At 73.2% G+C, this 18,154-nt stretch carries 18 protein-coding genes; 14 read left to right on the top strand and 4 right to left on the bottom strand.

What is annotated here, in order from left to right:
- Window positions 1-5: 5 nt before the first annotated feature.
- Window positions 6-1,400, bottom strand: coding sequence for an NAD(P)/FAD-dependent oxidoreductase (locus ACQPY4_RS26525; RefSeq protein WP_433325172.1), 1,395 nt, complete (start codon window positions 1,398-1,400; stop codon window positions 6-8).
- Between the two features lie 100 nt (window positions 1,401-1,500).
- Window positions 1,501-2,307: a DUF3050 domain-containing protein gene (locus ACQPY4_RS26520; RefSeq protein WP_433325170.1), complete on the bottom strand. Its 807-nt coding sequence runs from the start codon at window positions 2,305-2,307 to the stop codon at window positions 1,501-1,503.
- A gap of 246 nt (window positions 2,308-2,553) precedes the next feature.
- Here ACQPY4_RS26520 and ACQPY4_RS26515 point away from each other — a divergent pair, with 246 nt between their 5' ends.
- Genes ACQPY4_RS26515 through ACQPY4_RS26480 form a run of 8 tightly spaced genes read left to right on the top strand, consistent with a single transcriptional unit; the run spans window position 2,554 to window position 11,147 of the window.
- The gene (locus tag ACQPY4_RS26515; protein WP_433325168.1) at window positions 2,554-2,889 is read left to right on the top strand and encodes a 4Fe-4S dicluster-binding protein; all 336 of its coding nucleotides are present in this window, start codon (window positions 2,554-2,556) and stop codon (window positions 2,887-2,889) included.
- Entirely contained in the window at window positions 2,886-4,766 is a 1,881-nt protein-coding gene (locus ACQPY4_RS26510; protein WP_433325167.1) for a hypothetical protein, read from the top strand. Before ACQPY4_RS26515 ends, ACQPY4_RS26510 begins: the two co-directional genes overlap by 4 nt.
- Complete coding sequence (locus ACQPY4_RS26505) at window positions 4,763-6,151, top strand: amidase (RefSeq protein ID WP_433325165.1); 1,389 nt, start codon at window positions 4,763-4,765, stop codon at window positions 6,149-6,151. Before ACQPY4_RS26510 ends, ACQPY4_RS26505 begins: the two co-directional genes overlap by 4 nt.
- Before the next feature lie 4 nt (window positions 6,152-6,155).
- A complete protein-coding gene (locus ACQPY4_RS26500) occupies window positions 6,156-7,643 on the top strand; it encodes a hypothetical protein (RefSeq protein ID WP_433325163.1) in 1,488 nt (495 codons plus the stop codon).
- A 14-nt stretch (window positions 7,644-7,657) separates the two neighbouring features.
- Window positions 7,658-8,941 carry an adenylosuccinate lyase gene (purB, locus tag ACQPY4_RS26495; protein ID WP_433325161.1) on the top strand — a complete coding sequence of 428 codons (1,284 nt, stop codon included), beginning with the start codon at window positions 7,658-7,660 and terminating at the stop codon, window positions 8,939-8,941.
- Window positions 8,925-9,332, top strand: coding sequence for a GNAT family N-acetyltransferase (locus ACQPY4_RS26490; protein ID WP_433325159.1), 408 nt, complete (start codon window positions 8,925-8,927; stop codon window positions 9,330-9,332). The genes purB and ACQPY4_RS26490 overlap by 17 nt, the downstream gene beginning before the upstream one ends.
- 36 nt (window positions 9,333-9,368) lie before the next feature.
- Entirely contained in the window at window positions 9,369-10,850 is a 1,482-nt protein-coding gene (locus ACQPY4_RS26485) for a vanadium-dependent haloperoxidase (RefSeq protein WP_433325157.1), read from the top strand.
- An 18-nt stretch (window positions 10,851-10,868) separates the two neighbouring features.
- Window positions 10,869-11,147, top strand: a complete 279-nt coding sequence (locus ACQPY4_RS26480; protein WP_433325155.1) for a Fe-S cluster assembly protein HesB — start codon at window positions 10,869-10,871, stop codon at window positions 11,145-11,147.
- Here the strand turns inward: ACQPY4_RS26480 and ACQPY4_RS26475 are convergent.
- Window positions 11,144-11,530 (bottom strand): nitroreductase family deazaflavin-dependent oxidoreductase, encoded by a 387-nt coding sequence (locus ACQPY4_RS26475; protein WP_433325153.1) that lies wholly within the window; start codon window positions 11,528-11,530, stop codon window positions 11,144-11,146. The two genes, ACQPY4_RS26480 and ACQPY4_RS26475, sit on opposite strands and share 4 nt — an antisense overlap.
- 55 nt (window positions 11,531-11,585) lie before the next feature.
- Entirely contained in the window at window positions 11,586-12,095 is a 510-nt protein-coding gene (locus ACQPY4_RS26470) for a cupin domain-containing protein (protein ID WP_433325151.1), read from the bottom strand.
- An 88-nt stretch (window positions 12,096-12,183) separates the two neighbouring features.
- Between ACQPY4_RS26470 and ACQPY4_RS26465 the strand changes: the two genes are divergently transcribed.
- The 6 genes from ACQPY4_RS26465 (at window position 12,184) to ACQPY4_RS26440 (ending at window position 18,111) form a co-directional block, all read left to right on the top strand.
- Window positions 12,184-12,681, top strand: a complete 498-nt coding sequence (locus tag ACQPY4_RS26465; protein WP_433325149.1) for a MarR family winged helix-turn-helix transcriptional regulator — start codon at window positions 12,184-12,186, stop codon at window positions 12,679-12,681.
- Between the two features lie 51 nt (window positions 12,682-12,732).
- Window positions 12,733-13,521 (top strand): arginase family protein, encoded by a 789-nt coding sequence (locus ACQPY4_RS26460; protein ID WP_433325147.1) that lies wholly within the window; start codon window positions 12,733-12,735, stop codon window positions 13,519-13,521.
- A gap of 29 nt (window positions 13,522-13,550) precedes the next feature.
- Complete coding sequence (locus tag ACQPY4_RS26455) at window positions 13,551-14,189, top strand: LysE family translocator (protein WP_433325145.1); 639 nt, start codon at window positions 13,551-13,553, stop codon at window positions 14,187-14,189.
- Window positions 14,190-14,285: 96 nt separating this feature from the next.
- Entirely contained in the window at window positions 14,286-14,981 is a 696-nt protein-coding gene (locus ACQPY4_RS26450) for a FadR/GntR family transcriptional regulator (RefSeq protein ID WP_433325143.1), read from the top strand.
- On the top strand, window positions 14,978-16,303 hold the full coding sequence (locus ACQPY4_RS26445) for a hypothetical protein (RefSeq protein ID WP_433325141.1): 1,326 nt from the start codon (window positions 14,978-14,980) through the stop codon (window positions 16,301-16,303). Before ACQPY4_RS26450 ends, ACQPY4_RS26445 begins: the two co-directional genes overlap by 4 nt.
- Window positions 16,300-18,111 (top strand): GMC family oxidoreductase N-terminal domain-containing protein, encoded by a 1,812-nt coding sequence (locus ACQPY4_RS26440; protein ID WP_433325139.1) that lies wholly within the window; start codon window positions 16,300-16,302, stop codon window positions 18,109-18,111. The genes ACQPY4_RS26445 and ACQPY4_RS26440 overlap by 4 nt, the downstream gene beginning before the upstream one ends.
- Window positions 18,112-18,154: the final 43 nt, after the last annotated feature.

Raw genomic sequence — 18,154 nt, 5'->3', positions numbered from 1 at the left:
CCCGATCAGGAGCGGTCGCCGTGGCCGTTGGCGGCCCGGACGCTCTGCACGGGACAGCCGTACACCGGCTCGAAGCTCTCGAAGAGCGTCCACTCCTTCTCCTCGCGCAGCCGCTGGAAGAACCGGTTGTCCTCCGCCCAGAAGTCGCCGTTCAGCGCCCGGACCAGCTCCTTGTGCTCGATCTCCTCCTTGGTGTCGAAGGGACCGCCGGAGGTGGCCTTGAGCCGTTCCTGGATGCCCCACCAGCCCGCGCCGGTGAGCCGCGCCTCGTTCTCGGAGGGCACGAACCGCATCTCGCGGCCCGCGGCCGGGTACCGGTTGTCGTAGACGGCGCGGATGAGCCGGTAGTACGTCTCATAGCCCGTCTTGAAGAACGCCTGGTACCGGTCGGCCGCCTCCCGCTCGGAGATGTCGCCGCCGAGGATCCGCGCGGTCTCCTCGGCCGCCCGGCGTCCGGTGGTCAGCGCCAGCAGGACGCCGCCGGAGAACACCGGGTCGGTGAAGCAGCCCGCGTCCCCGACGATGAAGTAGCCGGGCCCGGCCAGGGTGTCGCAGTGGTACTCGAAGTTGTTCTCGCCGGTGAGGTCGCGGACGACCGTGGTGCCCTTGATCCGCTGCGTGATCCGCGGGATGCGGCTGAGGTGCTCGTCGAACAGCTGCTCGGGACGGGCCGCGCGCAGGATCGAGGCCGGGACCATCACGCCGACGCTCATGGTGTCGGGGCGGATCGGGATCGCCCAAAGCCAGCCGTCGTCGTGCAGCCCGAGCTGGATGTCGCCCTCGGTCGCCGGGTTGTTGCTCTCGTCCACGCCGCCGAAGTGCTTGAAGACCGCCGCCATCTTGAGCTGGTTGTCGGTCTTGCGCAGGTCGAGGGTGCGGGCGATCACGCCCGTGCGCCCGCTGGCGTCCACGACCATCCGCGCCGCGGCCTCGTGCTCGCCGTGCTCGTACTCGTACCGGACGCCGTCGATCCGCTCGCCCGAGCGGTTGAGCCGCGTGACGCGGGCGCCCTGCAGGACGGTGACGTTCGGCTCCTCGGCGGCGGCGTCCAGCAGGATCTTGTCGAAGTCCGACCTTTCCACGTGAAGGGTCCAGGGGCGGAGGTCGTCGCCTATCTGGCCGAGGTCGAGACGCCGGAAGTGGCCATCGGTCCCGGTGAGCTCGATGCCTTTCTTGAGGACGAACCCGGATTCGCAAATCCGGTCCAGGACGCCGAGCTGGTCCAGCACATCCGCCGTGTAGGTGAGAAGTGACTCTCCGATATGGAACCTGGGGAACTCCTCCCGCTCCAGTACCAGCACGGAGTAACCGTTCCTGGCAAGCGTCATCGCATAGCTGGAACCGCTGGGTCCGCCGCCGATGACGATCGCGTCGTACTCGCTGGCGCGAGTTTCACTCATGACCTGTCCTTCCCTTTGTCACATGCGTGCGACATCGCGACAATGGCCGATTGCCCGGAGGCGATCGGCCGCGGGTCGCGAGGCTTTTCCTTCGCCCGGTTCAGGGCCTGCCGTCGAGTTCGGCGACGATGCCGTCCCACAGGGCCCCGCGGGCGGCCAGCGCGCCGGTGACGGTGTCGGCGCAGTCGTCCCACTTGGCGGTGTCGTCGCCGCAGAGGTCGGCGACCATGGCCATGGCCATCGGCGTGTGCTCCTCGCCGTCGACCTCGATGTGCCGGGCCAGGTAGTCGCAGAAGGTGGCCAGCCGGCCGTCCCGCTCGCCGATGCCGACGACCTGGTCGAACATCTCGGGAATCAGGTCCTCGCGGCCGAAGGCGAAGGCCGCGGCCTGCCGGTGCGGCTCGGCGTTCTCGATGAAGTCCCAGGTGGTGGCGGTGAAGGCGGCCGCGGCGCGCGGCACGCTCGCGTCGGTGAGCGCCGCGCGCACGCCCGCGCCCGAGCGGATCCGCTCCAGGAACGCCTCGACGGGGCCGGTGTCGGCGCCGGCCTCCTCCATGGCCCGCACGTAGAGCTCGAAGTGGCTGACGAACCCGTCGCCGAGCTCGTCGCTCTCCTCGACCAGCACGATGTCGTTGATCAGGCGCCGGCTCTCGCCCGAGCCGCGCGGCGTCCAGGGCACCTCGACGCAGGTGAGCGTGCGCTGCAGGTTCTTGAGCAGGGACATGAAATCCCACACCGCGAACACATGGTTCTCGGTGAAGACCCTCACATCCTCGATTGTTCTCAGCCGGGTGTAAACCGGATGGCCGACGACCTCCGCGCGGGCGGGTTCGATCACCTTCTTCAGCTTGTCGATCGCGGGATGTTCTTTGGCCCAGTCATAGCGCGACACCGGCGTCGCCTCCATTTCAGCAACGATTCACGCCCGGGTGTTCGACTGCGGACTTCCGCGGTTGAACGGGCCGGGACCACCGCCGGGCCCCATTTATCGATCATGGGACCTGCGCACACTCCCGGATACGCCCGTCCATTCCCATCGTGCGGGGGCTATGTCATTGTTGTCGAGTCTCCACCGACCAGCGCCGTCATTTACGAGTTGCCATCGCCCTTCTTAGGGTGGACGCCGGCGAAGAAGTCCAGTTGGGGAGTTCCGATGCCCTGGAAGAAAGAGAATCCGCCGAGTGCGCCCACCGGCCGGCCGGCGCGGATCGCGTCGCGGTCGCGCGGCGAGGTCTGGAGGAAACCGCCGCGCCGGATCGAGTCCTCCGAATGCATCACCTGCGACAGCTGCGTGCGCAGCTGCCCGCCGGAGTTCGGCGCCATCTTCGACCTCGGCCTGGACGTGGTCATCGTCCCCGAGCTGTGCTCCGGCTGCCCGGCCTGCGTCCTGGCCTGCCCGGTCGACTGCATCTACCTCGACGAGGAGTGGACGCCGACCGCGACCGCCCTGTGGAACCACGTCGAGCTGACCGCCGAGGCCCGCTCATGAACGCGCCCGTCCCGTCCCGCCGCGAGCGGCTGGCCGAGAAGAGGCAGAGCAGGCGTCCGTCCCGCCTGGGCACCCGGGCGGGCGTCGCGCCCAAGCCCGACTACGTGCTCGACGGCGACGCCGGGTTCGCCGGGCTGCTCAAGCGGGTCTGGCGCGAGGCCATCGCGGCGCCCGGCCTGCGGGCGACGGTGGACGAGCTGCTCACGCTGGGCGGGCTCGTCCCGGCCGAGGTGCAGTTGCGCGCCCTGCGCACCGCCGACGAGACCGCGCTCGACGTCCTGTGCGGCGTGTCGTGGCGGCGGGAGGGCGGCGACGCGGTCGCGTTACCCGTGCCCACGGAACGTCCGGCGTTCCTGGGCGAGTTGGGGCTGGCCACCTCCGGGCGGATCGTCGTGCGCGTCCCCTCGCAGGGCCCGCTGGAGACCGAGGTGGACCTGGTCGACGGCGTCCTGCGCGTCCCCTGGTCGGCCCGGGCGCTGCGCGACTACGAGCGCGCGATGGCCCGCGCGGCCGAGCGCCGCGACGCGAGCGCGGCCGGCTGCCGCGAATGGCTGACCGGCGCGGACCGCGACGCCCTGCTGGAGGAGCTCAAGGAGGCCGCGTTGCGGACCGCCCCCTTCGTCCTCTACCAGGAGGACCGGCAGTACACGAACTTCCGCGACCGCCAGACCCTCACCGGCAAGTCGCTGTGGCCGGGCCATCCGGACTGCGCGCTCAGCTCGCTCCAGGAGACGCCGCTGGAGCTGTGGTCCGACAGCGACGCGGTGATGGTCGTCTGCCTCACGCTGCTGGTGCGCTCGGCCGGGTACGCGCGCGTCGAGGAGGCCAACGGCACCCAGCTGACCGTCGACCACGTCGCCCACCTGCTCGAACGCACCCGGCAGGCGTACAACCAGGTGCCGGGCGGGACGCATGTGCCCGCCGCCGGTTCGTCCCGCGTCCCGGACCTGGACGCCCTGGCCCGCGCGCTGCGGGCGCGCCGGGGGGAGTTCGGCGCGGACGTCCGGCTCTACCGGGAGATCCACGGCACGCTGATGCACAAGATCGAGCGGATCGCCGGGCCCTACTCCGGCGCGGGACGGCGCCGCGAGCGCGATCTGTGCGCCCGGCTCAGCGACGTCCTCCCGATCGGCGGCGCCACGCTCGACGAGCTCGCCGCCGGCCTCGACTCCTCGCCCGGCTGGCTGGCCCGCCCGCACGGCGGGTTCGGCACCGGCCTGGAATCGCTGGTCTTCGCGGTCGTGGACGGCGTCGTCCGGGCCGGGGACGTCGACTTCGCCATGAGCCGGGGCACCCGGTCGCTGCCCCGGCTCATCCGCGCGCTGCGCGAGCGCGACTGGCCCGAGATCATCGGCTGGGAGATCGGCGAGTACTTCTGCTGCGTGGTGCCCTCGGCCGGGGCCCGGCACCACTTCGGCGGCTCGGACGCGCACCTGGCCGACATCGCCTGGTCGATCTCGGCCCGGATGCAGTACAACTCCTGGCACTTCATCGCGGGCAACCTGCCCACGACCCCCGAGGTGCGGGCGCGCGACTACTTCGTCCCGCCGACGATCCCCGACCTGGCCCTGCACTCCGACCAGCACCATCACGGCCATGTCGCCGCCAAGGTGCGGTTCAGCATCCGGAGCCCGCAGCCCGTCCGGATCCTGGACCGGACGTTCGCCGGGTTCGTCGACCTGCGGCTGCTGCGCTGCGCGGGCCGCCCCTTCGACGAGCAGGACCTGCTGGCCGCCCACCGGATCTCGGGCTTGGTCGCCCGCGCCACCGAACGGGCCGCCGCCCTGGTCGCCGACGGCGCCGACATCGAGGTCCGCGCGTTCGACCCCCGCTGGCACTGGACGACCATCGCCGGAACCACCGGGGACGGCCGGTGAGCGCGAACGGGATACGCGAGACGCGGCGGGCGCTCGCTCGGGGCGAGACCACCGTGGCCGCCCACATCGCGTCGGTGCTGGAGCGCGCCGCCGGGACCGACCGCGACCTGGGTGCCTTCTTCGCGCTCGCGGGCGACGCGGCGATGGCCGAGGCCGAGGCGGCCGACGCCCTGGTCCGCGAGCGCGGCCCGGACGCCTGGCGCGGCCTGCCGCTGCTCGGCGTCCCCGTCGCGGTGAAGGACCTCATCCGGACCTGGGACCTGCCCACCACGCGCGGGTCCCTGCTGAGCGACGGGCGGCCGCGTACCGACGCCCCGGCGGTCGCCCGTCTGCGCGGGGCGGGCGCGATCGTGATCGGCAAGACCGCCACCTCCGAGCACGGCTGGAGCGCAAGCACGGTCGGGCCGGTCGCCGCGCCCACCCGCAACCCCTGGGACCACGGCCGCTCGGCCGGGGGATCGAGCGGAGGGTCGGCCGCGGCGGTCGCGGCGGGCCTGTGCCCGGTCGCGCTCGGCACCGACGGCGCGGGCTCGATCCGCATCCCCGCCGCGTTCTGCGGCGTGGTCGGGTTCAAGCCCTCCTTCGGCCGCGTCCCCTACGTCCCGCCGTGCGCCGACCGGCTCTCGCATCTGGGTCCCCTCGCCGGGACGGCCGGCGACGCCGCCGAGCTGATGGAGATCCTGGCGCGCCCGCATCCGGCCGACCCCGACTCGCGAGGGCCGCACGATCCGGGGGAACGCTCCGGCGGCGAACCGCTCCGGATCGGCTGGATCGAGTTCCCGGGCACCGCCCCGGAGGTCCGCGAGGTCAGCGAGCGCGTCTGGCCCGTCCTGGCCGGGCAGGGGGCGCGGCTCGAAGGGCTGGACGTCCCGTTCGCCGACCCCTACCCGGCGCTGGTCGACGTGATCGCCGCCGCCGAGGCCGCGGGCACCGCCCCCGAGGACGAGGCGCGCTGCGACCCGGGACGGCTCGCGGTCGTCCGGTACGGGCGGACGGTCTCCGGCGCGGCGATGATCAGGGCCGAGGAGGCCAGGACGGCCCTGCGCGCCGAGCTGCACGCGATGATGGACCGCTACGACCTGCTGGCGATGGCCACCGTCCCGGTCGAGCCGTACGCCTTCGACGCGATCGCCCCCGAATGGGCGGCCGACCCGGCCGACCTGCTCTGGCTGGCCTGGTCGCCCGCGACCTACCCGTTCAACCTGACCGGCCAGCCCGCCGTGTCGCTTCCGGCGGGCCTGACCTCGTCCGGGCATCCGGTGGGCGTGCAGCTGGTGGGCCGTCTCGGGGCCGACGACCTGGTCCTCGCGGCCGCCCGCCGGATCGAGGCCGAGCTCGGCCCGCTTCCGGCGCCTGCCCGTCACGTCCTCGGAAGGGTGCGGTGAATCGATGTACTCGCGACCATGGTCCCGCGTGCACGGCGAGGGCAGCGTGGGCCGCCCGGCGTTCGTGGCCGAGCACGGGCTCTGGGACGACCGGCGGGCCGCCGCCGCCGAGCAGGTCGAGGCGGCCCTCGCCGGGATCGACCTGGTCCGGCTGGTGTTCTGCGACCCGCACGGGCTGGCCAGGTCCAAGACGCTGACGGCGGCGGCGTTCCGCACCGTCCTGCGCAACGGCATGGACTTCAGCCCGGGGCCGTTCATCTTCGACACCGGCCACGCGGTCGCGGTGGACTTCCTGGCCGAGCCCGGCGTCGGGGTGGAGGAGATCTTCGGCGCGGGCGACTTCGTCGTCGTCCCCGACCCCGTCACGTTCCTGCCGCTGCCCGGCACCGGGCCGAGGACGGCCTGGGTTCTCGGCGACGAATTCCTGCGCGACGGCTCGCGCCATCCGCTCGGCACCCGGGACGTGCTGCGCCGGGTCTGCGCGCGCTACGCCGGACGGAACCTGACCCCGGTCGTAGGGCTGGAGGTCGAGTGGTACCTCACCCGCCTGCTCGACGGGCCGCCGGGCAACGCGGGCAACGGTTTCGGCCTCCAGGGCGCCGCGCCCGAGGTGCGCGCGATGAACCCCGGCTACCAGTTCAACCTCGACACCTCCTACGACTCGGTCGCCCCGGTGACCGACCCCCTGGCCCTGCTGCTCCAGGGGCTCGGCCTGCCGCTGCGGTCGATGGAGCACGAGTCGGGTCCGGGGCAGGTCGAGACGACCTTCGACCCCATGCTCGCCATGGACGCGGCCGACGCGATGCTGCTGTTCCGGACGCTGGTCAAGCAGACGTGCGCGCGCCAGGGCTTCCACGCCTCGTTCATGTCGCTGCCCGCGCTCGACGGGTTCGACCCCAGCGGGTGGCACATTCACCAGTCGGTCATGGACGAGGCGTCCGGGCGCAACATCTTCTCCCCGGGCGACGGTGTGTCCGACGGCATCTCGGTGGAGGGGAAGGGCTACGTCGAGGGCCTGCTGGCAAGGGCCCGCGACCTGTGCCTGCTGTCGGTCCCGACCGTCAACGGGTACCGGCGGCTCGGCCCGGGTTTCTCGCTGTCCCCGACCCGCGTCGGCTGGAGCTTCGAGGACCGCAGCGTGATGGTCCGCGTCCTGGGCGGCGACAGCTCGGCGCACGTGGAGAACCGGGCGGGGGAGCCGTGCGCGAACCCCTACCTGGCCATCGCGGCGCAGCTGCACGCGGGCCTGGGCGGGCTCGACGGCGGGCCGTCCGGCGGGCCCGCCGAGACCCTGCCCGCCTCGCTGGCCGAGTCGCTGGCGGCGTTCCGCGACGGCCCGGCCGCCGACCTGCTCGGCGTCCCGCTCACCTCCTGCCTCATCAAGATCAAGGAGAGCGAGCTGGCGCGCTTCCAGGCCTGGAGCGACCGGGAGCGGCCCCCGGACGGAGCGGTGACCGGCTGGGAGCACCGCGAGTACTTCGCGAGCTACTGAAGGGGAGGCGGTCGATGATCTCCAGATACGCGCTGCCGGAGATGGCCGCGCTGTGGTCGGACGAGAAGCGCTACGAGACCTGGGTCCGGGTGGAGATCCTGGCGTCGGAGGCCCAGGCGCGGCTGGGACGCGTCCCGGTGGACGCGGTCGAGGACATGCGGCGCGCCCGCGTCCCGGCGCCCGCGCGAGTGGCCGAGATCGAACGGGAGCGCGACCACGAGGTGCTCTCGTTCCTCGCCGCGTACTGCGAGGACATCCCGCCGGATTCGGCCCGCTGGGTGCATCTCGGCATGACCAGCTACGACCTGGTCGACACGGCGCTCGGTTCCACCCTGGCCCGCGCCTGCGACCTGCTGATCCGGGAGGCGCGGCGGCTGCGCCGGGTGCTGGCGGCCCGGGCCTTCGAGCATCGCGGCACCGTGTGCGTGGGCCGCACCCACGGCGTCCACGCGGAGCCGACGACGTTCGGGCACAAGCTCGCCGGGTTCGCCTTCGCCGTCGACCGCTCGCTGCGCGGGCTCGCCGCCGCCCGCGAGGCCGTGGCGGTGGGGACGGTGTCGGGCTCGGTCGGCACCTACGCGCTGATCGACCCGGCCGTCGAGCGCCATGTCTGCCGGTCGCTCGGCCTGGGCATCGAGCCCGCGCCCAGCCAGGTCGTCGCCCGGGACCGGCACGCCCGGCTCGTGCAGGCGGTGGCCCTGCTGGGCGCGTGCGTCGAGCAGATCGCGCTGGAGCTGCGGCTGCTCCAACGAACGGAGGTGCGCGAGGTCGAGGAGGGCCGGACGGCCGCCTACCAGGGGTCGAGCGCCATGCCGCACAAGCGCAACCCGACCACCAGCGAGCGGCTGTGCGGCCTGGCCCGGCTGCTGCGCGGGCACGCCGCGGCCGCCCTGGAGGACGTGGCGCTCTGGCACGAGCGGGACCTGTCGCACTCCTCGGTCGAGCGGGTCGTCCTCCCCGACGCCCTGACCGTCGGGCACTACCAGGCGTCGCTGGCGGCCGACCTGGTCGAGGGCCTGACGGTCTTCCCCGACCGCATGGCCGCGGCGCTCGGCGCGACCTCGGGGCTGATCCACAGCTCGGCCGTCCTGACCGGCCTGCTGGAGAACGGCGTGGAGCGGGAGCGGGCCTACCGCCTGGTCCAGGCCGCCGCCGACCGCACCGCCGCCACCGGCGAGCACTTCGCCGAGACGCTCAAGGCGCAGGGCGTGGACGAGCCGCTCCCGCCCGACCGCCCGCCCGTCCACAACGACGTGATCTTCTCCCGGCTGGAGGCCCTCGGTGACCTGGAAGATTGAGCGCGCCGACGGCGCCGACCTGGACGTCGACGAGGTCCTCGGGGTGTACCGGTCCTCGGGGCTGGGGGAGCGGCGTCCCGTCGGCGACCGCGAGCGCTTCGCCGCGATGCTCCGCTTCGCCGACCTGGTCATGGTCTGCCGCGTGGACGACAGGCTCGTCGGCATCGCCAGGAGCATCTCCGACTTCTCCTATGCCACGTATCTCTCCGACATCGCCGTCAGCCGCGAGTACCAGCGCGCGGGCATCGGCCGGGCGCTGATCGAGGCGACGCGAAAGGAGGCCCCGGCCGCCAAGCTCATCCTCCTGTCGGCGCCCGCGGCCGCCGACTACTACCCGCACATCGGTTTCACCAGGCACGACTCCGCGTGGTTCCGCGACGCGGACGAATGAGGACCGGCAAGAGGCCGGCAAGAGGAAGGACATCCCGTGAGACGCACGAAACGGCGGTTGAGAAATCCGGTGACCCTGGCCTGCGCCGCCGTGCTCGGCGCCACGCTCACCGGCGCCGCGGTGCCCGCCCAGGGCCGCGAGCCCGCGTTCGACTTCGACAAGGGCAACGCCATCGCCGAAGTGGTCTACTGGCCCTACGAGAAGGCGCTGCGCGTGCTGGTCTCCGCCGACGGCTCCGACGCCACGCTCGTCGTCGACTCCGCGATGATCGTGGAGTCGGCCTGGTTCGACGCCATCGCCCCCTACCACCCCACGGCGGTCGGGATCTTCTCCGACCTCGGGCGCCGTCCCGCGAGCGAGCGCACCACCCGCAACCGGAACATCGCCGTCATCTACGCGGCCTACCGCTCGTTCCTGCTCACGATGCCGCAGGCCAAGGACGACTTCCGCGCCATGATGCGCCGGGTCGGCCTCGACCCCGACGACGACCGGGAGAACACCACCACGCCGTCCGGTCTGGGCAACCTCGCGGCCCGGACCGTCCTGGAGAAGCGCAGGCACGACGGGTTCAACCGGCTGGGCGACGAGGGAGGGCGCAAGTACAACCGCACGCCCCTCGCCGACTACACCGGATACGTCCCGGTGAACACGGCCTACAAGCTCAACAACCCTTCACGCTGGCAGCCGAACGTCATCTACGACAGGAACGGGATCGCGCGCGTCCAGCAGTTCGCGACGCCGCAGATGGCCATCACCAAGCCGGTCTCCTACGACAGCCCGACGCGGTTCCGCCTGGACCCGCCGAGCGACAGCGACCACACCGACCGCGAGGCGTACAAGCGCCAGACCGACGAGATCGTCAACGCCTCGGCCAACCTGACCGACCGGCAGAAGATGATGGCCGAGTTCTTCAACGACAAGATCTACAGCCTCGGTGTCATCGCCGGTGCCGCGGCGGTCGAGCAGTACCGGCTCGACGTCGAGAAGAGCGTGCACTTCGTCTCCACCGTCGACACCGCCATCTACGACGCCACCATCGCCACGTGGCACTTCAAGAGGAAGTACGACTCCGTCCGGCCGTTCAGCGCCGTCCGGTACCTATACGGGGACAAGAAGCTGACGGCCTGGGGCGGCCCCGGCAAGGGCACCGTCAACGACATCACGGGCAAGGAGTGGCGCAGCTATCTGAACACGGCCGACCACCCGGACTACCCGTCCGGCTCGGCGTCGCTGTGCTTCGCCTTCACCCAGGCGGCCCGCCGCTTCCTCGGCGGCGACAAGATCGAGATCAGCCTGCCCCGTCCCCAGGGATCGTCCCTGGTCGAGCCGGGCGTCACACCCGCCTCGGACCTCACTCTCCGGTGGGGCAACTGGACCGACCTGAACCGGGACTGCGGGAAGAGCCGGGTCTGGGCCGGGGTGCACTTCCGCGCCGCGACCGAGAGCCCGGCCGAGTTCGCCACCCAGGTGGGCGATCTGTCCTACACCTTCATCCAGCGCAAGCTCGCCGGCCGCTGACCCGACCAGGAGCCGTCCATGCTCAGCCTCACCGAAAACGCCGTCACCGCCATCCACGACATGACCACCAAGCCCGAGCTGCCCACGGGCACCGGCATCCGCATCGCGCCGCAGCAGGACGATCCCGTGGCGCTCGTCCTGGTGATGTCCCCGGGTCCGGTGCCCGGCGACGAGATCATCGAGGTGAACGGCGCGCGCCTGTTCCTCGAACCGCGCGCCGCCGAGGCGCTGAACGGCCGCTCCCTCGACGTGAGGATGGACGGCAGCGGCTCGGTCGTCTTCTCGCTGGTCGGTTAGCGTCCCGGAGGCGCCTTGAGATGCAGGAAGTCCGTGACCCCGATGACCGCGAGGATCGGCCGCACCGCGGGCGGCACCGCCGCCCGCGTGGGGTCGTGGACGATCTCGGGCTCGGTCAGGCGGACCGTCCTTCCGCGCACGTCCAGCTCGCATTCCCCGGCCGCCACGACGTTCCTGACCCAGTCGCAGTCGGGCCCGTAGGTGAGCGCGGCGACGTACCGGTCGCCGTGCCGGAAGATGTTGACCGGGGTCGCGTAGGCGCGCCCGGACTTGCGTCCCCGGTGCCGCACCACCGCGAACCCCGGCAACCGCCCCGCGAACGGCTTGGTCACCCGATTGGTGACGACCCGGTTGAACCGGGCCACTGGCGCGGGAATGGGCATCCGCACTCCTTCGATAGCTGACAGCTCATCCCACCCCTTCCCCCGCCCGCTCGGTTCAGACGAAGAAGCTGTCGTGCCGGACGAAGAACTCGGCGCGCTCCTCCTCGCTCATCCCCGCCAGCTCGGTGATCCCCTCGAAGTAGCCCTCGCGCGGGGCCCCGGGGGCGAACAGCATCAGCATGGACGCGGGCTCGCCCGACTCGTTGCGGAAGGCGTGCAGGCCGCCGACCGGGACGTAGAGGTAGTCGCCCTCGGTGGCGTCGACCCAGCGCTCGCCGTCGAAGAGCCGCATGGTGCCGGACAGGATGAAGAACGACTCCGACATCGCCTTGTGGAAATGGGTGCTCGGGCCGCCCGCCTCGGGCCCCATGTCCACGCGGTACAGGCCGTACTCGCCGCCGGTGGAGTCGGTCGTGGACAGGTAGTGGTAGGCGGTGCCCTGGGCCACGGTCGGCCCGGACGACACCACGGGCTTGGACACGTAATCGGGTTCGGTGGAGGCGGGGCGGAAGGTCGCGCTGATCTCGCCGCCGTCGCCGAAATAGCGCGGGTCGGGGTAGGACATCGACATCTCCTGACTGGTTAGATGAGCGCTAAGATAATCAGCACTTGTATGAGTGTCAAATAAATGAGCACTAAGATAATGGAGGGTCATGACCGACGCGGTGGAGGCGGTCCTGGAGCAGTGGCGGCGCGAGCGTCCCGACGTCGACACCTGGCCGCTCGGGATCGTCGGCCGGATCATGCGGATCTCCCGCATGTGGGACAAGGAGATCAAGGACTTCCTGGCGGGGCACGACCTCGAACCCGGCGAGTTCGACATGCTGTCGACCCTGCGGCGGTCGGGGGAGCCCTACGAGCTGACGGCGGGCGCGTTCCTCAAGGCGTCCCTGGTCACAACGGGCGCGATCACCCTGCGCGTGGACCGCATGCAGGAGAAGGGCCTGGTCACTCGGGTGCGCGACAGCGCGGACCGCCGCTCGGTGCGCATCCGCCTCACCGAGCGGGGCCTCGACGTCATCGAGCGGGTGCTCCCGCTGCACATCGCCAACGAGGCCCGGCTGCTCCAGGCCCTGGACCGCGACGCGCTCCAGGGGCTCGCCGGAACCCTGTCCACGCTGCTGGAGTCGTACGGCGACACCCGGAGTTGAGCACCGAAAACCGGTCGCGGTGTGATCGCCGTCACCTCTAGCCTCGCCCGCATGACGACTGTGCTCTGCGTGCCCCAGTGGCAGGGATCGGCCTCCGCCAAGGCGCCGCGCCTGGCGGAAGGGGCCCGGACGGCCGCCGCGCTCGTCCCGGCCGACGCCCGGGTCACCGTGCCCGTGCTGGAGGCGGGCGGCGAGAACCTCACCGGCACGCGGGCGCTCGACGTCCTCGTGGAGAACCACCGGCTGACCCGCGCGGCGCACGCCGCGATCGACGACGCCGTGATCACGGTCGGCGGCGACTGCGGCGTCGACCTGGCGCCGATCGCCGCCGCCCGCGCCCGGTACGGCGACCGCCTGACGGTGCTGTGGATCGACGCGCACCCCGATCTGTTCACCCCCGCGACCCTCCCGTCGGGCGCGTTCCACGGGATGGTGCTGCGCACCCTGCTCGGCGACGGGCCCGCTGAGCTCGTCCCCGCCGAGCCGCTGGCGCCCGAGCAGGTCAGGTATGCCGGTCTCCGGACCGGCGAGCCCTCGGAGTACGAGTACCTGGAGAAGGCCGGGTTGCGCAGGCACGGCGTCGACGACCTGGAGGCCGTCCTGGACGGCCTCACCGGCCCCGTCTACGCGCACATCGACCTGGACGTGCTCGACCCGTCGGAATTCGGCTCCACCTGCTACCCGGTGCCGGACGGTCCGTCGGTGGCCCGCCTGGCCGACCTCGTCTCCCGAGTGGACGGCCTGGTCGGCGCCGCACTCACCGAACACGCCCCGGAGGCCGTCCCGAACGACTCCGAGGCCGAGGCCATCCGGACCCTGGCCGCCGCCTTCCGCTTCTGACGGGGATCTTGGCGGCCTAGAGTGGGGCGATGACCCGTGAAGCGCTGCTGGCCTATCTGGGCGTCGTCGCGATGATCTCCGTGACCCCGGGACCCGACACGGCCGTCGTCCTGCGCAACGCCATGCGCCACGGCTGGTCGGCGGGGGTGCGCACCGGGCTCGGTAGCGCGACCGGGCTGGTGGCCTGGGGGCTGGGGGCCAGCCTCGGGATCGCGGGCATCCTCGCGGCGTCCTCGCTCGCCTTCACGATCCTGAAGTTCGCGGGCGCCGCGTACCTGGGGTACCTGGGCGTGCGGATGCTGTGGCAGGCGTGGCGGCGTCCCGAGGCCGAGGTCGTGGCGGACCGGGTCCGTCCCGTGGCCTCCTCCTCGGCGCTGTTCCGGCAGGGGCTGACCACGAACCTGCTCAACCCCAAGGCGGGGGCGTTCTTCACGGCCCTGCTCCCGCAGTTCGTGACCGCCGACGGGCTCGCCGCGGCGCCGTCGGTGATGGGGCTGGCGCTGATCGCCGCCGCCGCGAACCTCGCGGGGCTGTGCGTCTTCGCGGTCGCCGCGCACCGCACCACGCGGCTGCTGGGACGCCGCTACTTCGAGCGCGCCCTGGACGGCGTGGTCGGCGTCGTCCTGCTGGCGCTCGGCGGCAAGCTCGCGCTGAGCGAGCGCCCGTAACCCTTCCCCTCGGTTGACGGATCGGGACAAGTGTAGAACGCTGCTTGGTCTAGTGGCTCATCCACTGATCCACTGATCCGCGACCTTGGAGCCGACGTGACCTCTCCCATCACCCGCGACACCGTGGTCGACGCGCTGGTCGACCGGCTGCGCGGCGACGTGCTCAGCGGGCGCTACCCGCCCGGCTCCTTCCTGCCTCCCGAGCGCGAGCTGGCCGCCGCCTACGCGGTGACGCGCACCTCGCTGAAGCACGCGCTCGTCCGGCTCGGCCAGGCGGGGCTGGTGGAGACCAAGCACGGCGTGGGCACCCGGGTGCGCGACTACGAGCGCCTGGGCGGGCCCGAGCTGCTGCCCCTGCTGGCGAAGTCCGCCGGGCCCGAGTGGATCGCGGAGATCTTCCAGGTGCGGCGCGAGATCGGGGCGCTGGTGGCCGCCAAGGCCGCCGCGCACGCGGGCGCCGAGCAGCGCGAGGGGCTGACCGCGCTGGTCGGCGACCTGCGCGCGGCCGCCGACGCGCCGGCCGCGCAGGTCATCGAGTGCGAGATCCACCGGCTGATCGCCGCGTCCACCGGCAACCGGGTGTACGGCTTCCTGGTCAACGCCCTGCTCAACACCTACCTGGAGGTGCGCGAGGTGTTCTGGCACGCGTTCGCCGATCCCGAGGTCGCCGCCGACCGGATCCATCCGGTCGTCCAGGCCCTGTGCGACGCCGACCCCGATCGCACCCACCAGGCCGCGCTGGCCTACTTCGCCGAGACCGAGGCCGTGATGATCGGGGGGCGGGAGCGGTGAGCGGGCGGCGCACCAGGTTCGACGAGGTGATGGAGGGGACGATCCGGCTCGCGGGCGAGGACCGCGACCGTCCCCTGCGGCTGGAGCTGGCGGCCGACCTGCCCGGCGTCCTGACACCGTGGTCCGACGTGGAGGGCGCGCTGGCCGGACGGGTGCGCGTGCCGGGCTGGGCCGACGACCGTGCGGCGCGGGGGACGCTGCGGGTCGCGCCGATCGCGGCCCGCAGAATCCGCTACACGCTGGACTTCGCGACCGGGGACGGGCGGAGCCTGCGCCTGGACGGCTTGAAGTCGACCTCGGCACGCCACCCGGTCCGCTCGATGACCCGCCTGCCCGCGACCGTCACCGACGCCGAGGGGACGGTTGTCGGCCAGGCGCGGCTGCGCTTCGCCGTACGGCGCGACCTGGCCCGGTTCCTGGCGGGGTTCCGCTTTCCCGGGCACGAGGCGGACCTGATGGCGTCCCGCTGGCGGGGGCAGCCCGGCCGGCTGGAGGTCTGGTACACCACGCTCACCGACCCGGCCACCGGCACCGGCCTGTGGCTGCACCACGAACTGGTCGCCCCCGCCGGTGGTGGCGCGCATCGCCGGCACGGCTGGGCGGCGGTGTTCCCGCCGGACGGCGCGCCGGTCTTCGGGCGCTTCGCGTCCTACGACGACCGCTTCACCGGGACGGCCGACGGGATCTCCTGGGAGCTGGCCGAGACCGGCGGCGGCCGCCCGATGTTCACGTTCCCGCGCTGGGCCTGGGAGCGGGAGCTGCTGCCCGCCGCGCAGGTCGTCCCCAAGCCCGCCGCCGTCTACGACGGGACGGTGCGGTTCGGCGGACGGACTCTGGAGCTGCGGGGCGCGCGCGGCGCGTCCGCGCACATCTACGGGCACGGCAACGCCAAGCGGTGGGTGTGGCTGCACGCCGACCTCGGCGGCGGCGACGTCTGCGAGGTCGTGGCGGCCGTCTCCACGCGTCCCGTGCTGGACCGGCTGCCCGCGCTCCCGCTCGTGCGGCTGCGCGTCGGGGGCCGGGACTGGCCCGCCGGGGACCCGCTGCTCGCGGCGCTGCGGCTGCGCGCCGACCTCGGCCTGCCCACCTGGACGGTCCGGGGCCGGATCGGCGACCGGCGCCTGGTCGTCCGGGTGACGCAGCCGCCCGAGGAGACCGTCTCGGTCGACTACGCCGACCCGGACGGCGCCCCGGCGGTCTGCCACAACACCGAGCGGGCCGACGTGTCCATCGTCCTGTCGCGGCGGGACGGCGGACGCTGGCGGACCGAGCGCGAGTGGACGCTGCGCGGCACCGGCCACGCCGAGCTGGGCGAGCGGTGAGGGACGCGGCGGCGGCGCTGCTCGGCATCGGCGACGCGGACGAGCTGGCCCGCGTGAGCGCCCGGCTGGACGATCTCGCCCGTGCCCTTCCCGCCCCGGCGCGGATCGGCCTGCGCGCCGGGGCGGGCGCGGTGGAGGCGGCGTCGGTGCTGCTCACCGGGCACCGGCTCGGCGCCCTGCCCGCCGACCGGCGCGACGCGGTGTGCGCCGCGCTGGCGGCCCGCCCGGCGGGCGGGCGGCTGGTGGAGGCGCTGAAGGTCCCGATGCTGCTGGCCGAGGGCGCGGTGCGCCACGGGGTGATCGAGGTGTCCGCCGAGGGCGCCGCGCCCGACGCCGAGCTGGACTGCACGCCGTCGGGGGAGTGGCCGTCGTGCGGCACCGCCGACGCGGTCGTGATCGGGTCCGGCGCGGGCGGTGCGATGGCGGCCCGCACGCTGGCCCGCGCCGGGCTGGCCGTGGTCGTCCTGGAGGAGGGGCGGCGCCACACCGCCGCCGAGTTCCGGACCCGGGCGCCGCTGGACCGCCTCCTGGACGTCTACCGCGACGGCGGCGCCTCCTTCGCGCTGGGACGCCCGCCCGTGCTGCTGCCCGAGGGGCGCGCGGTCGGCGGCACCACGCTGATCAACAGCGGCACCTGCTACCGCACGCCGGACCGGGTGCTGCGCCGCTGGGGCACCGACCCCGAACGGTTCGGCGCCTACCTCGACGAGGTCGAGGCGACGCTGCGGGTGGCGCCGCAGCCCGCCGACGTCCTGGGCCGCAACGGGCGGCTCGCGCTGGCCGGGGCCGCCCGGCTCGGCTGGCGGGCCGCGCCGCTGCGCCGCAACGCCCCCGGTTGCGGCGGCAGCTCCCAGTGCGCGGCGGGCTGTCCCCGGAACGCCAAGAACGGTGTCCACCTCAACGCGCTGCCCCAGGCGTGCGCGGCGGGCGCCCGCATCGTCACTCACGCGCGGGTGGAGCGGATCATCGTCGAGCGGGGCCGGGCCACGGGCGTGCGGGCGCGCCGTCCCGACGGCACGGCCCTGGAGATCCTCGCGCCGCTGGTCGTCGTCGCGGCGGGCGCGCTCCAGACGCCGCCGCTGCTGCGCAGGTCGGGGCTCGGCGGCCATCCCGGTCTCGGCCGGGGGATGGCCGTCCACCCGGCGACCAACCTGGCCGGACGGTTCGACGAGCCGGTGGTGGCGTGGTCGGGCGTGATGCAGAGCGTCGGCGTCGAGGAGCTCCATGACGACGGCATCCTGATCGAGGCCACCGCCGGGCCGCCGGGGATGAGCGCGTTCGCGCCGCCCGGGGTCGGCCGGAGGCTGCGCGCCGAGCTGGCGGGCGCCGACCGGCTCGCGGTGCTGGGCGCGATGATCGCCGACGCGCCGTCCGGCCGGGTGCACGGGCGCCGCCGGGCGCTGCCGCGCTACGACCTGGCCCGCGCGGACGCCGCCCGGCTGCGCCGCGCGCTGGTGGCCATGGGACGGCTGATGTTCGCGGCGGGCGCCCGCGAGGTCCTCACCGGCCTGCCCCGCCGTCCGGTCGCGGCCACCGTGGACGAGCTGGCCGGCGCGGTGGCCTCGACCCCCGCCGCCGAGATGCGGCTGGCCGGGTTCCACCCCACCGGCACCGCCAGGATGGGGCCCGACCCCGAGCACACGCCCGTCGACCCGTCGGGACGCCTGCGCGGTGTGGGCGGCGTCCACGTGGCGGACGCCTCGGTCCTGCCGACCTGTCCCGAGGTCAATCCCCAGCTGACCGTGATGGCCATGGCCCTGTTCGTCGCCGACCAGGCGCTCGGGAGTCCTCCCGAGGCCGCCCGCTAGCCTGGCGTGAGCGCAGTTACATAGACGATCATGTTTTTTAGTC

The sequence above is a fragment of the Spirillospora sp. CA-294931 genome (assembly GCF_050946795.1).
GTDB lineage: Bacteria > Actinomycetota > Actinomycetes > Streptosporangiales > Streptosporangiaceae > Spirillospora.
Note: the sequence above shows the minus strand (reverse complement) of the source record. Positions and strands in the feature narration are given on the sequence as shown.

Excerpts from the sequence above, each read along its gene's own strand:
- ACQPY4_RS26515 (WP_433325168.1), top strand. The coding sequence starts at position 2,554 with ATGCCCTGGAAGAAAGAGAATCCGCCGAGTGCGCCCACCGGCCGGCCG.
- ACQPY4_RS26460 (WP_433325147.1), top strand. The coding sequence starts at position 12,733 with ATGACGACTGTGCTCTGCGTGCCCCAGTGGCAGGGATCGGCCTCCGCC.
- purB (WP_433325161.1), top strand. The coding sequence starts at position 7,658 with ATGATCTCCAGATACGCGCTGCCGGAGATGGCCGCGCTGTGGTCGGAC.
- ACQPY4_RS26520 (WP_433325170.1), bottom strand. The coding sequence starts at position 2,307 with ATGGAGGCGACGCCGGTGTCGCGCTATGACTGGGCCAAAGAACATCCC.
- ACQPY4_RS26470 (WP_433325151.1), bottom strand. The coding sequence starts at position 12,095 with ATGTCCTACCCCGACCCGCGCTATTTCGGCGACGGCGGCGAGATCAGC.
- ACQPY4_RS26525 (WP_433325172.1), bottom strand. The coding sequence starts at position 1,400 with ATGAGTGAAACTCGCGCCAGCGAGTACGACGCGATCGTCATCGGCGGC.
- ACQPY4_RS26465 (WP_433325149.1), top strand. The coding sequence starts at position 12,184 with ATGACCGACGCGGTGGAGGCGGTCCTGGAGCAGTGGCGGCGCGAGCGT.
- ACQPY4_RS26455 (WP_433325145.1), top strand. The coding sequence starts at position 13,551 with ATGACCCGTGAAGCGCTGCTGGCCTATCTGGGCGTCGTCGCGATGATC.
- ACQPY4_RS26510 (WP_433325167.1), top strand. The coding sequence starts at position 2,886 with ATGAACGCGCCCGTCCCGTCCCGCCGCGAGCGGCTGGCCGAGAAGAGG.
- ACQPY4_RS26475 (WP_433325153.1), bottom strand. The coding sequence starts at position 11,530 with ATGCCCATTCCCGCGCCAGTGGCCCGGTTCAACCGGGTCGTCACCAAT.
- ACQPY4_RS26480 (WP_433325155.1), top strand. The coding sequence starts at position 10,869 with ATGCTCAGCCTCACCGAAAACGCCGTCACCGCCATCCACGACATGACC.
- ACQPY4_RS26500 (WP_433325163.1), top strand. The coding sequence starts at position 6,156 with ATGTACTCGCGACCATGGTCCCGCGTGCACGGCGAGGGCAGCGTGGGC.